The organism is Paenisporosarcina sp., assembly GCF_049671445.1.
In the GTDB taxonomy this organism is placed as follows: domain Bacteria; phylum Bacillota; class Bacilli; order Bacillales_A; family Planococcaceae; genus Paenisporosarcina.
In genome coordinates, this window is record NZ_JBATUX010000034.1 from 1 (window position 1) to 14,203 (window position 14,203).

A 14,203-nucleotide genomic window follows, 5' to 3' on the forward strand; every position below is an offset into this window, starting at 1 on the left:
TACGGTTCTCACGTGACGTCCTCCTGAAACTTCTTCGTTAAACGAATTAATAATCTGATTGTTCACTATTATGCCACAACGGAAGCATTAAAGGTATCATTCGATATACTGAAATGTTCAATATGATTGAATTTTATGGAGTGTATTTGATCTGAAATGAAACATTTTTGGATTTAGTTGTAATTTTGGACACTTTAGTTGTAAAAATCGGAGGTTTAGTTGTAATTTTGGTCACTTTAGTTGTAAAAACAGCCAATTTAGTGGTAATAGTAAAAATAAGGGAATTCATACGCAACAAAAAACACCTATTCCCAAAAGAATAGGCGTTACAACATCAAACTACTTTCTTCTTTTCTCCTGCAATGGATAGCCAGGTCACACATACTAACATTACTAGAGCGCCAACTAGTTGCCATTTTCCAAGCACTTGTTGCAGCCAAATTACAGAAATCACCATCGCGGTTAGCGGTTCCATGCTGGATAAAATACTTGTTTCAATCGCACTTATGTATTTCATACTGCTTAAGAATAAGACAAAAGCCAAAGTTCCGATGACGATGACAGTTAATAATAGAATCGATAATTTCCAGTCTAATAAAAGCGACCATTCGTCTGATTGCCACACTCGACTTATGATTCCTAAAACCACACCACCAATAAGCATGGACCAGCCGACTACTAACAGTACTCCCCACTCTTTCATTAGAGACCCTGGGTACAATGTGTAAAATGCAAAACTAAAGCCGACTGCAATTCCCCACGCGAGGGCTACTGGACTCAACAATAAATTAGTGAAAGACCCGTTTGTTAATAGCAAAAATAAGCCAAACAATGTGCCAATGATTCCAAACAGCTGATATTTAGGCGGCCATTTCTTTAAGCCCCATGACACGAAAATCACCACAAAAATAGGTGCAAGAAACTGAAGCAAGGTAGCTACAACAGCGTCGCTTGCTTCGATTGCAGCTACAAATGAATATTGAACACCGAGCATGCCAAATAAAGCAAAAATGATTAGTCGCTTGAACCAAAAGGATTGTCTCCATATAGGGTTTAATGGGGTTCCTTTTATTTTCAAGAAAGCAAGCAAACCGATGCCTGCGACAAGGAGTCGTATCGTTAACATAAAGGGAACAGATAACTCGGAGTTCGATAAAATCCATTCCATTAATGGACCAGTGGATCCCCATAACATTGCTCCTGTTATGATTAACATAATTCCTTTTGCTCTCAACATATTCATATACCTACTTTCTACTCAAGCTTACTACAATGTATCTTACGCTTGATTCCAACAAATTCAATGTACAATTTAGGAACATTTGAATTTCAAACGATTCCATTTTGAGCAACTGTTTTTATTTTCCTTTATTTTTCAGAATAAACATTTAAATTTTGGTGACTTGATGTTAAGATTTCTCTATAATGGAAGATAGATTAACTACAAGGAGTCCTGCGAAATGAGAGGTATGCAACAACTATTGGAGAGTGGCAGCAGTGTATTAGATCACGTTCCTTTTCCAATGATGCTGACTGCTAAGGACGCAACGGTACTTTGGTGGAGTGAAGAAGCCGAAAGATCATTTGGCTATTCTGCAGATGAAATCATTGGAAGCTTTTATCCTTTCAGCAACGAAGAACGTTCAGCCATCCATCCATCAACTTGGAATCAAATACTTCATAGTGACGAATCAATTCGATTTGCAAATTTTATTCTTCCATCGAAAAATGGAGAATCTTTTCACGCATCTGCCATTTTAAGTTCGATGACTATAGACAATGAACAGTATGTCATGTTTGTGTTTGAAATCGATAACTTACAAAAGAAAGATCAAACAAAGATAGAGCAAGAGTTAGACAGCTATAAAGTTGGTTTAGATGAAACATTTATGGTCACCTATTTAGATATGGATGGCTTAATTACATATGCAAATCCACTATTTTTAAAATCAAGTAAATGGACGCCCAAACGTGTAATTGGCAAGACGTTTTGGCAACTTTTCCCTGAAGAGTCTGCTGAAACTTTGGTCAATCAAATTTGGTATGAGTTAAAAAGTAATCGTGTTTGGCAAGGATCTGTTGAAAAAAGAACCAAAGATGGTGAAACATATTGGGTTGATATGACGGCGATTCCAGTACTAGCAACAAGCGATGACCCTATATATTTTGCGATTTTAGAAAGAGATATTACCGAAAAGAAACGATTACAAATGCATCTTGAACAAATTGCCTATGTCGATCCGGAAACTGGGTTAATGAACCGTCATCGCCTTGAAAATATTGTGTCAGGACTAATCAATGAAAACCGTCATTTTTCTTTCATATTTTTAGATATTGATAAGTTTTACACACTAAAAGACATGCATGATGAAGAGTCAGAAACAACGTTATTACTTGAATTTGCAAAGCGTCTAAAAATGTATTTCCAAGATAGTGACATTGCACGCGTAGGTGAAGATGAGTTTGTCGTATTGACTCCACTTAGCGATTGGTTTATACAAGGATTCTTAAGTTATTTAAAACAACATCCGATTTACATACGTAATAAAGCTATTCCCATTTCAATTAGTGGTGGTATTACACGTTTCCCTGAGGATCAATCAACTTTTTCTCACTTGATGAAAGCTTCGAATGCAACGATACACAAAGTAAAACAAGAAGGCGGCGGAAACATTGTCAGCCTTTCAAAAGCCAATCATGTGGCTTTAAGTAAAAAATCCATGATTGAAAAACGATTAATTGAAGCATTACATCACAAGGATTTATCAGTTATGTATCAGCCTCAAGTTGATTTATCTTCTGGTAAGATAGACGCTGTTGAAGCTTTAGTACGCTGGGAAGATGCTGTACTTGGTACGGTTTCACCAAATGAACTGATTCCTATAGCCGAAGAAACAGGAATGATCCATGATATCGGAAGCTTTATGCTAGAAAAGGCTTGTGAACAAGCGGCCAAATGGGCGAAAAGTGGAAATCCGATGAAAATCAGTGTAAACTCCTCTATTCGCGAGTTTCGTGATAAGAATATGGTAAAAAAAATTCGTCAAACGTTAGAGAAATTCGACTGCCCTGCTCACCTTCTGCAAATTGAAATTACTGAAAAATTTGCACTAGAAGCTGAATCTGAACAATCGATCATTCGTCAAATGTTACAACTCCAAGCGGATGGCATTGTGTTTGTCCTTGACGATTTTGGAACAGGATATGCTTCGTTCCGTTATATGCAATTGTTGCCGATTACTGAGCTTAAAATTGATCAATCGTTTATCTCAGGTATTTTGAAGCAAGAAAAGCTGCAAAAACTTGTACATGGAATGATTCAATTTGGTAAATCGATGGACATACGTGTATTAGCTGAAGGTGTTGAAACGAAAGAACAATGCGATTTGTTGAACCAGCTTGGTTGTGATGCCATTCAAGGATTCTTTATCAGCCATCCTGTACCTGCTAGTGAAATTGAAAAACTATAAAAAGTCCGTAATATACATGTAAACGCTAAAAAGACGACTCCTCACGTTATGTGAGTAGCCGTCTTTCTTTTGCGTAAATATCTAAAAATCAATTGCATCAAAACTTCTGCAAATACTAATCCCATGGCAATGGCACCCGAAGTCATAAATGCTTTGGACGCAAAGCCAATGGCCGTTAAATAATCATTTTCTACAATATTGCGCATTGCATTGTAAGCAAGACCACCCGGAACTAACAAAATGATTCCTGGTACACTAAAAATAATCATGGGCATTTTAAACCGTTTGGATAAAATATGTGCAGCCAGTGCCACCATGAATGCACCTGCAAAAGATGCTTGAACGGAATCGCCTGACACTAATGTAAAACCACTAAAAATGAGCCATCCACTCATTCCAACTACTCCGCAAGCCACGAGTTTTTTCCTAGGTGCATTAAAAATAATGGCAAATGAGATGGCGATAATGAAACTTAAAATTGCTTGAATAATCCAAGTCATGTTGTCACTCCTTCTAAAATGATAGTACGAGTGCAACACCTGCACCAATGGCAAAAGCCGTTAATAACGCTTCTGCACCTTTCGATACCCCTGATACAAAGTGGCCAGCCATAAGATCACGTACTGCATTGGTAATTAATAACCCAGGAACTAAAGGCATAACACCACTTATTATTATTATGTTTAAATCTGACCCCAAATTTCCTAAAATAGCTAGAAACGCAATGGTACCGACTACCGAGGCTGCAATAAACTCAGCAAAAAATTTAACGCGTGTTAATTCGTGGATTAACATAACCACAACAAACCCCATACCTCCAGCTACTGTTGCAACAGGGACATCCCACCACGTACCCTCGAACAAGATGAGGAAGGAACCACTGGCTACAGCAGCAGCTATTAATTGCCAAATAAAAGGAAACATTAAGTTTGCACTTGCTACTCGCTGCAATTCTTCATACGCTTCTTCTATAGTTAGTTCATTTGTTGTTAGCCTTCTAGATACTTGATTAACTAACGCGATTTTTTCTAAATCGGTCCAACGTTCTTTAATAGACATCATGCGAGTTGATCCATCTTTTCCGAGTGAAAACATAATCCCGGTTGGAGTCACAAAGCTCTGTGTACCTATAAGACCTTGGGAGATTGCCATACGAGTCATCGTATCCTCAACACGATAGGTCTCCGCACCACTTTCAATCATCAATCGACCTGCAAGTAGACAACAATCAATTGCCAAATCATTCTTCTCATTTAGCATGTATTTGCCCACCCCTTTCACTTATCACCTTTGCACAATCTTAACGAATTGCCACCCAAAAGACAAATAACATCTAAAATATCATAACTTTCGTTTGGAGATTAATTAAGTGGTCATAGTTGTTGATTTCTATCCAACTCCACCGACAATTCCAACAACAAACTTCATGCAATCTCTACTTTAAATGTTACCTCACCTATTCGGTCTACCCTATTTATCAACCATGTCATCCTTGACATATAATTCATTTATAGCGAACAGAATGACAAGGCATATAAAAAGAAGGGTCTACCCCCTGCGGAGTCTGACCCTTCATTACCTAGCGAACCTATTTTACTGACATTTCATATATATACAGCTCAAACTCTTCCATATTTTTCGGAGAATTCTTTCTTTCTACTTCTCCCTCGTAAAGCGTTTCACTTGTTTTCACATCAAACACTGCAACACTTGCCTTAGTTGTTAAATTCGTAAGTTGAGTTGTCACATATAGCTTGCCGTCTTTCACGACTATAATTGGTGGTTCCGTATTACTTGTTTCGTTTGATAGCTGTGTAGTAAATTCTTTACCAGCTTGACCGTTCTCTATATTAATCGGTGTTATAATTAAATTTTGCTCACTTAGGTTCGAGAAATAAATTGTTGTGCCATCAAAAAAACTGATTTGATGCTCCTTCAAATTCTCCGGAAATTCAATTGTCTTTTGATCATTTGTTTCTAAATTGTAAGAAATTAATTCCCGACTTGTTTCTGCGTTCATATCTGATTCTTCATCTTGTATCATTTTTTCTTGAGTTTTTATGAATATAAGATCTTCATTCGCTTGTTTATGGTTTGTTTTAATTAAATCTGCATAGATATGGGTATTGCCTTGTTGGTCAGGGATTGACAAAATCGTTTCGTTATTGCTTATTGCTCCAGTAGATATGTCGAGAGTATAGATATGTTTTTCATTAAAGTTTTTCTCATTCTCACTAGTGTAATTATGGGTAATTATTTTCAGTTCTTTTTCAACCACCTGGACATCATTAACGACTATATAATCAACTACTGAGCTATCTGGAACTTTAATATCGTATGAAGTAGTGTTGCCATCATCTTTATTTAATATGGATATAGCAAACTTGAAATCTCTTGATGTCGATGAACCTATTTTATACTTCACATCTGCATAAGCGAGTAATTTATTGTTCTCAAAAAACGAATCCAAGTTTTCTTTTCCTCTCATGAAATTACGATACTCATCTTGTAATTCCTGAATCATTGGCGCAGGGCGTCCTATTACTAGATCTAAAAGTGAGCTACCATTTCTATATTCAGAACCGTCAGAGGTAATTTCCAAGTGATTGTTCGTATAATTCATAGAACTTCCTTCATGATAGCCCCCTTCTAACACCAATGATTTGATTTCTTCAGCGTTTCCGCTTTTCTTATTTATCACAAACTCAGGGTATTGCGTTGCTGACATAGCAGAATTTACATAAAACGTTCCAATGCTAAGTACAATAACTGCAATAATTGAAGTAAACTTCCAATATTTCTTCATTTCTACACACTCCCTATACAGTTATCTTGTTCTTTAATAAGAATCCACTCATCCAAATGGACGCTGCGAGTACGATTACACCCGTTACGATCTCAAGTACAAATAATTCTAATGGATAGAAAAAGTCATTTAGTACAAATTCTTGTAAAAGTAGAGGCGAAATAAATACAGCAATAGCAACTAAGCTGAATAATATCCCAACAAACATACCCTTCCACCTAAAACTTCTTTCAAATAAAATGGCAGTAAATAGAATCGCCACAACCATAAATCCTGCTCCATAATTCAAAACACCTTCAAGAAAACTAGTTGGAAAAAGTATGTTTAATTCCGGCATGCTACTAACAATCTCTTGGACATTCAAATCCACTCGGAATTCCTTTGGCAGCATCCATTTAAAAACTGTTGTCTCTATTTGTAGCAAAATAAGTTGAAATGCCACAAAACCAATCGTCATTAATAAAATATTTGTTATTTTGGCGTAAAAAACATTCAATCTCGTTGTTGGTAGCATTAATAATCGATAAATGAATGTATTTTTTCCAAACCAATCGCGATACCAGATTAGGAAAATATAGAATCCTACGCCCGCTATACATAAGGCGATTGGACCGAGGAACCAAACGCTTCTTGTTACTGATAGGAAACTCATTGGGCCAAAGCTTGATAAGAATTCCGCCTTCGGCATTAACTCTTCATAAATTTTTTCATTGGCCATGTTTAGATACAGTTTAGACAACACAATGACCCCAGTAATTTGTACAATTAGTATAATGCCTAGTAGAATAGCAAATATTTTTGCAGAACGATTGAATTCAAAATTGACCAACTTCAAATAGCTTTTCATCTCTGATACACCTCTCTCATTATATCCACCACAGATTTCCCTTCGTTTTCACGAGCTTCTTCCGCGTTAAACTCCTTAATGACAATCCCTTCATCTAACAGCACAACATTATCAATTAAGTGTTCAATATCACCTATTTCATGTGTCGTAATGATAACGCCTCTATTTTCAATTAAATGACTCGTGAACACTTTAGCAATTTCCTCCCGACTAAACATGTCAATTCCGGAAAAAGGTTCATCCATTAATACAAAATCAACATCCATTGCTAACCCAAGTAACAAGTTGACTTTTGCTGTATTTCCTTTTGATAAGGAAGATATTCTATCCGTTTCATTTAATCTAAAAAAGCCAAGCAGTTCCATTGCGCGTTCCCGGTTCCAACATGTATAAAAGTCATTCATGAAATCCATTGCCTCAGAGATTTTCATATGGGGTAGCATCGTTAATGCATCAGGAATAAAGGTGACATTTTCAAACGTTTTTTTATTAATGGTTTCTCCGTTTATTAATATTTCTCCTTTGTTAATCGGAGTAAGTGCCATAATGGCATTTAAAATGGTTGTTTTGCCGACTCCATTTATTCCAATCAAACATGTTATTTCACCTTTTTTAGCTGTAAAAGACACACCTTTTAATATCTTTTTTCGACCAAAGTTCTTTGTGATCTCTTTTACTTCAATCATTTTCAATCCCCCTTATTATCGTTACTATTTGTGTACTTTGTTCTTACTAAGTTCAATAGTTCATCAACTGGAACATTAATTGACTTAACGGATGTAACAAATGTTTCAACAGCCTCAACTAGCAACTCTTCTCTCACCTTACCTAGTATCTTTTCATCGTTTGTAATTTTGCTCGGATGATTCCGTTCGGTATGGATCAAACCCTGTTCCTCCATTTCCTTATACGCTCGTTGCGCGGTATTAGGGTTTATCTTAATCCTGTTTGCCAACTCACGTCTCGATAGTATTTCTTCTCCAGGTACTAATTCTCCAATTGCAATTTTCTCCTTAAAATAACGGACAACTTGCAAATACACCGGGTCTCGATTATTAAAATTCACATTCATCATAGCAACTCCTATACGTTACTGGATGTGTACCACTCGTTTCACTTTAAGTGTATGTATTAAGTGGTTCATACAGTTCATGAGTGTATTATATGATTCATACACTTGATTGTCAATCCTATTTTACAAGAAAAATCCTTTCTCCCTAAAATTTTCTATTTCCTACATATTTAATAGTGTCAATTGGCTTGAGCACTCTCTAACAGAACATATTTGTACATTTTTCGTCTTTGTTATTTCACACTGTGATTTAACCTGTAAAGCGTATATACTTAGCCACAATAAGATTGATAATAATGACATTAAACTAGAACTTACATTCAAATAAGGGGACAATCCAATGGTTTCTACAATAAAAACACTACAAAAACGCATTGCGGTATCTCAGCAACTTCAACCCGCTGATTTTATTTTACGAAATGCACGGATCGCTGATGTTTTTTCATTGATTTGGACGACCGCTGATATTGTGGTGGCGGACGGCATGATTATCGCGATTGATAGCACCGGCTCATTTACAAGTGTTGAAGAAATGGACGCCAAGGGACGCTGCGTTGTACCAGGCTTAATTGATGGTCATATTCATATTGAATCATCGATGTTGACGCCCTCAGCCTTCGGAGATGTGTTACTGCCTCACGGGGTAACAACTGTTGTAACAGATCCCCATGAAATCGCCAATGTGGCAGGCGTGGAAGGCATAGAATTCATGTTAAAAGATGCAGAGAATAGCCCAATGGATATTTATGTCATGCTTCCTTCGAGCGTACCTTCTACTTCATTTGAAAATTCAGGAGCTAAGCTTGAAGCAATTGATTTGCAACCTCTTCTGACACACCCCAATGTTCTTGGTCTTGCAGAAGTCATGGATTACCCCTCCGTCTTACGTGGAGAGGAAGAAATGTTAGCTAAACTTGCAATGACTCAAGAAGCAGGTTTGCGCATCGACGGTCACGGTGCAGGTTTACAAAAAGAGCAAATTCGTGGATATCGTGCAGCGGGGATACAAACTGACCATGAATGTGTGACGGCGGCTGAAGCGCGAGACCGCATTTCTCAAGGCATGTATGTGCTCATACGAGAAGGCTCCGCAGCAAAAAATTTAAACGATTTACTTCCTACAGTAACGTCACATAATGCACGAAGATTCTTATTCTGTACAGATGATAAACATTTAGATGAATTAGTTGATGAAGGAAGTATTGACCATGCAATTCGCCTTGCCATAACTGCAGGAATGGAACCTCTTCAAGCGATTCAATTAGCTACTATAAACGCGGCTGAATGTTATGGTCTTTCAGAAAAAGGTGCACTTGTATCTGGTTTTGAAGCAGACTTTATTCTTCTTGATGAGCTTGAAACCTTTAAGGTAGCAGCCGTTTGGAAAAAAGGCATCCAAATAGCAGAACATGGCGTGATGTTGAACGCTACACCTTCTCAAGAAAAATGTTCTGTTCGCATTAGCCAATCCGTTCATTTGCCAGCGATAACAAAAGATGACTTAGCAATCCCGTTCTCTAAAGGTTCGAAAGCAACTATTATTGAAATCATTCCAAACCAACTTGTTACAAACAAAGTAATTGAAAACGTTGATGTTGTTAATGGTGCTTTCGTTGCTAATGTAGAACAGGATCAACTAAAAGTAGCAGTCGTTGAAAGACATCATCATAAACACACGATAGGACTTGGCATTGTGAAAGGTTTTGGACTCAAACAAGGTGCAGTTGCCACCACTATTGCTCATGATTCGCATAACGCGATTGTTCTAGGTACAAACGATGTAGATATGTTGGTTGCTATTGAGGCATTGCAAGACATCCAAGGTGGTTTAGTCGTTGTAAACAACGGACGAGTATTAGCATCATTGCCTTTACCCGTTGCGGGTTTGATGACGCAAGTCCCATTAGAGGTAGCTGTTAAATCTCTTTTCGAGTTGCATGAAGCGTTACATAGCATTCACCCAAATCTAGACTTCCATTTATTTTTAACCTTATCTTTTCTCAGCTTGCCTGTTATTCCATCCCTTAAATTAACCGATACTGGATTATTTGACGTTACAACCTTCCAACACATTTCAATTGAAGCACACGAAAAAGCAGACCACTAAGCGATTCGCTACGGTGCTCTGCCTTCTTTTTAATATGCCACAACACTTATCTCTTTAAACGTATTTAAATCATAACTCTTCATTTCTTTCATTGTAATGGTATATAAAGTATCTTCCGCATAAACCATGCGCTGGACTAATTGTTCATAGTTTTCATAGAGTTGGCCTGAACTAGGTTGCTTAATTAAGTTTGCTACTTGTTTGATTCCTTTATCAGCCGTAATTTCATACATGACGGCTCCTTCACCAGCATAATTTCCATAGCCTTCTTGATTGGAACCTTCGTACAACGTGACCGGGAAACCAAATAATCCTTTTTGGCGATGTTGGAATAATGCTTTGTGATCATGTTGCAGTGAACTATAGGTGCCTTGGCCCCCAAGAATCTCCACATCTTTTTCAATTGGATTAGCGAAATCAGTGACATCAAATAAAGAAATTTTCATGCCACCCGTGATAATCCTTGGCTCTCCCCCATTTTCATTTGGAACTGACTTAGTATCATATCCAAATCCAATTATATGATTTTCATCAAGAGGGTGTAGGTAATTACTAAATCCAGGGATTTTCAATTCTCCCAAGACTTTTGGCGCTGTAGGATTTGAAACATCCATAACAAACAGTGGATCGGTCTCTCGGAATGTGACCATATAAGCTTTGTCTCCCATAAAACGGGCGGAGTAAATTCGTTCGCCTTTCGCAAGTCCCTCAATAGAACCTACTTGTTTCATTCCTTCATCCAAAATAAATAAGTTATTTTCAGAAGGTGCTTCATTGTCCCATGCAATCCCTTTAGTGGTCACGACTCGGAAGTAGCCATCATGTTCATCCATTGAGAACTGATTAAGTAACATCCCCGTCACTTCACTTGATGAAATAAAATTGACCGTGGTACCATCCAAACCGAATTTAAAGATTTCAGTGTTCGTTTCTTGTGGACTCCACATTCTATCGATGGAGATTTGATTGTTCTTTTTACTTGAAGGCAAATATATCGGCGCAGTTAAATACAACGCTTCTTTCGACATGTACATGGCATTACTTCCGCCCAAGTAACCTTTCGTTAACACTTGGGATTCCTTTGGATTGGTAAGATCCATGGCAGTAATTACACTGTAAGTGCCTTCTAATGTTCCTGGGAGGATGGATAAATCAGAGTAAGGCATCGGTGAAGCTTTATCGTCTTTTTGACTATCATAGGCGTACGGTCTAAGTTCTACATCTTCACCCTCTTGTAATGCCCAATAGTTCGGCATTACATTGGTTACGAAATACAAGATATTGTCCGTTTTACGTGCTCCATTTAAATACCCTTCTGCGCCAATTTCTCGTACTAACTTAGGATTCTTTTTATCTTTCACATCGTAAAATCGAACATTTGTCGAACTGTTATAGGGCATCATCTTTTCACTTGAACTATTTCCAGATGTGTTTGAGTAATCATATGGAATATGCTTATCCCCTAAAACAATGAGTGTATCCTCATTCAAAAATAATTGCATAGGATAAAAAGTGGCTTCAAAAGGAAGCTCAGCCATTTTTGCCATTGCAGAAGGTTTTCGAATATCCGTAATAATTACGCGACCATTGACGATTGAATAAATGAATTCCCCATCCATTTTCACAATATCTGATTCATCTACACCTTCCACTTGATTGTTCGTCTCCGAATACACTGCTTCTCCACTTCCCGATAAGGAAGACTTATTACTTGAATCACTTGATTCAGCTTCTTCTGTCATAACTCCTCTACCTGAAAAATTAGAAGCCATTAATTTCTGCAGCTTTTTGAAGTAATCTTTCAGCTCTTTTTCCGATTTTACAGATTGCAAATCTTTGTGGACTGTAAAGGACAACTTACTTGTCGACATCGATTTAAAAAAACCGCCTTGAACAGCATCCCGATTGATATGCAATGTATATGAACCGGGTTTAAGATTAGCTACTTCAACAGAACGTCCATTTTTAGCAAGTTCTAAGCTTGCATCCATTTTGTTTCCTTGCTGATCAACCAAATAAATCGTCCCGTCTTCAATGGCAGTATCTTTTAACGGAACGGAGAAATTTGCTTTCCATCCCTGTTCAGATAATGCGATCGATGAGGCACTTACTGTTACCTTATCGATTAAAAATGCAAAAGATAACACAACCATAGCTATAACTGCTGCGATAATTAGCCAAAGACTTCTCTTTTTCATCGTACTCTCCCCTTTTCCAACTGCTTCATTACTTCATTAGACCGACATCAAAGATTTTTGTTTCATACATTCACTAATTATTTATCCATTATGAATAGTTTTATTATTCGTATAGCTAAAATTTTCAAGTTAGGATAAAGTAGACAATGGACGGGAGAAGAATCGAAAGGGGCAGAAAGTTGAAAACTCTTACACGTTTTTCGAACACACTCATGGAAAGGTATTTGCCTGACCCATACATATTTGTTGCGATCTTAACTTTTTTAGTATTTTTATTAGGTGTTGGTTTAACAGATTCAAGTCCACTAGATATGGTGGTTTATTGGGGCGATGGATTCTGGGGCTTACTAGCGTTTACCATGCAAATGGTAATAGTTTTAGTCGCAGGACACGTATTAGCTAGTAGTCCTGTATTCAAGCGTTTGTTAAGCACGATGGCTCGTGGAGCAAAATCACCAGGTTCAGCCATTTTACTTGTGAGCTTTGTTTCATTAATCGCTTGTTGGATTAACTGGGGCTTCGGCTTAGTTATTGGTGCATTGTTTGCAAAAGAAATTGCACGTCAAGTTCCTGGTGTTGATTATCGCTTGTTAATTGCTAGTGCTTACTCAGGATTTGTTATTTGGCATGGTGGATTAGCTGGCTCTATTCCTTTGTCCATTGCGACAGATGGTCATCCTTTCGCTGAACAAATGGGAGTTATCCCAACAAGTGAAACGATTTTTTCTACATATAACATAATCATTGTCATCCTATTAATCATCACTGTTCCTCTATTGAATCGCTGGATGATGCCTAAAAAAGAAGATACATTTGTTGTTGATCCTGCACTGTTAGAAGAGCCAGTAGAAGTCGAAGAAGTTGGCGACTTAACACCTGCTGCAAAAATGGAAAACAGCTATGTTTTATCGTTTTTAATAGGTGCATTTGGATTAGTGTACTTAGGGTATCACTTTGCCACAAAAGGTTTCGATTTAAATATTAATATCGTCAACTTAATTTTCGTGGTACTCGGAATCATTTTCCACGGGACTCCGAAACGTTATTTAGCGGCTGTTGCGAATGCAGTAAAAACCGCAGGCGGTATCATTATCCAGTTCCCATTCTATGCGGGAATCATGGGTATGATGGTGACATCCGGATTAGCTGGTGTCATGTCTGAAGCATTCGTTAGCATTTCAAACGAAAACACTTTCCCGTTGTTTACATTCTACGCCGCTGGTATCGTCAACTTCTTCGTCCCTTCAGGCGGAGGTCAGTGGGCTGTGCAAGCACCTATCATGTTAGATGCAGCCAATACACTTGGCGTAAGCTACTCAAAAACAGCAATGGCCATAGCATGGGGTGATGCTTGGACGAACATGATCCAACCATTCTGGGCATTGCCTGCACTAGCAATTGCTGGTCTGCGTGCAAAAGACATCATGGGTTACTGCTTATTTGTTCTCATCTTAAGTGGTATTGTAATAAGCTTTGGTTTATATTTCTTCTAAAAAAATACAATCATTCCGTCCATTAGGGGCTGTCCCAAAAGTCAGTGTAAATGACTTTTGAGGATAGCCTTCTTTTTAAATTTAGGCTATGTTAAATGTTGCTGTTGATATTCCGCAAAACAGTTACGCTTTCCGCGGGCTTGCGCCGAACTAACTCGGACTTAACGTCCGAGTGGATTTCTGCACTGCGCTGTTCCCGCTGGAGTCTTC

Annotated in this window: 11 protein-coding genes; 3 read left to right on the forward strand and 8 right to left on the reverse strand. The window is 37.8% G+C overall.

What is annotated here, in order from left to right; all coding sequences use genetic code 11:
- Window positions 1-334 precede the first annotated feature (334 nt).
- The gene (locus WBG45_RS05365; RefSeq protein ID WP_424412751.1) at window positions 335-1,237 is read right to left on the reverse strand and encodes a DMT family transporter; all 903 of its coding nucleotides are present in this window, start codon (window positions 1,235-1,237) and stop codon (window positions 335-337) included.
- Window positions 1,238-1,460: 223 nt separating this feature from the next.
- On the opposite strand from WBG45_RS05365, the gene WBG45_RS05370 reads away from it, so the two are divergent.
- Window positions 1,461-3,470, forward strand: coding sequence for a sensor domain-containing protein (locus WBG45_RS05370; RefSeq protein ID WP_424412752.1), 2,010 nt, complete (start codon window positions 1,461-1,463; stop codon window positions 3,468-3,470).
- Between the two features lie 41 nt (window positions 3,471-3,511).
- Here WBG45_RS05370 and WBG45_RS05375 read toward each other — a convergent pair whose 3' ends face one another.
- The 6 genes from WBG45_RS05375 to WBG45_RS05400 all read right to left on the reverse strand — a co-directional run bounded on the left by WBG45_RS05375 (window position 3,512) and on the right by WBG45_RS05400 (window position 8,195).
- The gene (locus tag WBG45_RS05375; RefSeq protein ID WP_024535681.1) at window positions 3,512-3,970 is read right to left on the reverse strand and encodes a threonine/serine exporter family protein; all 459 of its coding nucleotides are present in this window, start codon (window positions 3,968-3,970) and stop codon (window positions 3,512-3,514) included.
- A 13-nt stretch (window positions 3,971-3,983) separates the two neighbouring features.
- Window positions 3,984-4,730, reverse strand: a complete 747-nt coding sequence (locus WBG45_RS05380; protein WP_424412753.1) for a threonine/serine exporter family protein — start codon at window positions 4,728-4,730, stop codon at window positions 3,984-3,986.
- 328 nt (window positions 4,731-5,058) lie between these two features.
- Window positions 5,059-6,276 (reverse strand): hypothetical protein, encoded by a 1,218-nt coding sequence (locus tag WBG45_RS05385; protein ID WP_424412754.1) that lies wholly within the window; start codon window positions 6,274-6,276, stop codon window positions 5,059-5,061.
- Between the two features lie 13 nt (window positions 6,277-6,289).
- Window positions 6,290-7,123: a hypothetical protein gene (locus tag WBG45_RS05390; protein WP_424412755.1), complete on the reverse strand. Its 834-nt coding sequence runs from the start codon at window positions 7,121-7,123 to the stop codon at window positions 6,290-6,292.
- Window positions 7,120-7,809: an ATP-binding cassette domain-containing protein gene (locus WBG45_RS05395; protein WP_424412756.1), complete on the reverse strand. Its 690-nt coding sequence runs from the start codon at window positions 7,807-7,809 to the stop codon at window positions 7,120-7,122. The genes WBG45_RS05390 and WBG45_RS05395 overlap by 4 nt, the downstream gene beginning before the upstream one ends.
- Window positions 7,810-7,811: 2 nt before the next feature.
- Window positions 7,812-8,195 carry a GntR family transcriptional regulator gene (locus WBG45_RS05400; protein WP_424412760.1) on the reverse strand — a complete coding sequence of 128 codons (384 nt, stop codon included), beginning with the start codon at window positions 8,193-8,195 and terminating at the stop codon, window positions 7,812-7,814.
- Window positions 8,196-8,535: 340 nt separating this feature from the next.
- Between WBG45_RS05400 and ade the strand changes: the two genes are divergently transcribed.
- Window positions 8,536-10,302: an adenine deaminase gene (ade, locus tag WBG45_RS05405; protein WP_424412757.1), complete on the forward strand. Its 1,767-nt coding sequence runs from the start codon at window positions 8,536-8,538 to the stop codon at window positions 10,300-10,302.
- Between the two features lie 29 nt (window positions 10,303-10,331).
- On the opposite strand, the gene WBG45_RS05410 is transcribed toward ade, so the two are convergent.
- Window positions 10,332-12,500, reverse strand: coding sequence for a beta-propeller domain-containing protein (locus WBG45_RS05410; protein WP_424412758.1), 2,169 nt, complete (start codon window positions 12,498-12,500; stop codon window positions 10,332-10,334).
- Between the two features lie 179 nt (window positions 12,501-12,679).
- On the opposite strand from WBG45_RS05410, the gene WBG45_RS05415 reads away from it, so the two are divergent.
- Complete coding sequence (locus WBG45_RS05415; protein ID WP_424412759.1) at window positions 12,680-13,993, forward strand: short-chain fatty acid transporter; 1,314 nt, start codon at window positions 12,680-12,682, stop codon at window positions 13,991-13,993.
- Window positions 13,994-14,203 lie beyond the last annotated feature (210 nt).

Coding starts and splice junctions, on each gene's coding strand:
- WBG45_RS05365 (WP_424412751.1), bottom strand. CDS start 1,237: ATGTTGAGAGCAAAAGGAATTATGTTAATCATAACAGGAGCAATGTTA.
- WBG45_RS05370 (WP_424412752.1), top strand. CDS start 1,461: ATGAGAGGTATGCAACAACTATTGGAGAGTGGCAGCAGTGTATTAGAT.
- WBG45_RS05375 (WP_024535681.1), bottom strand. CDS start 3,970: ATGACTTGGATTATTCAAGCAATTTTAAGTTTCATTATCGCCATCTCA.
- WBG45_RS05380 (WP_424412753.1), bottom strand. CDS start 4,730: ATGCTAAATGAGAAGAATGATTTGGCAATTGATTGTTGTCTACTTGCA.
- WBG45_RS05385 (WP_424412754.1), bottom strand. CDS start 6,276: ATGAAGAAATATTGGAAGTTTACTTCAATTATTGCAGTTATTGTACTT.
- WBG45_RS05390 (WP_424412755.1), bottom strand. CDS start 7,123: ATGAAAAGCTATTTGAAGTTGGTCAATTTTGAATTCAATCGTTCTGCA.
- WBG45_RS05395 (WP_424412756.1), bottom strand. CDS start 7,809: ATGATTGAAGTAAAAGAGATCACAAAGAACTTTGGTCGAAAAAAGATA.
- WBG45_RS05400 (WP_424412760.1), bottom strand. CDS start 8,195: ATGAATGTGAATTTTAATAATCGAGACCCGGTGTATTTGCAAGTTGTC.
- ade (WP_424412757.1), top strand. CDS start 8,536: ATGGTTTCTACAATAAAAACACTACAAAAACGCATTGCGGTATCTCAG.
- WBG45_RS05410 (WP_424412758.1), bottom strand. CDS start 12,500: ATGAAAAAGAGAAGTCTTTGGCTAATTATCGCAGCAGTTATAGCTATG.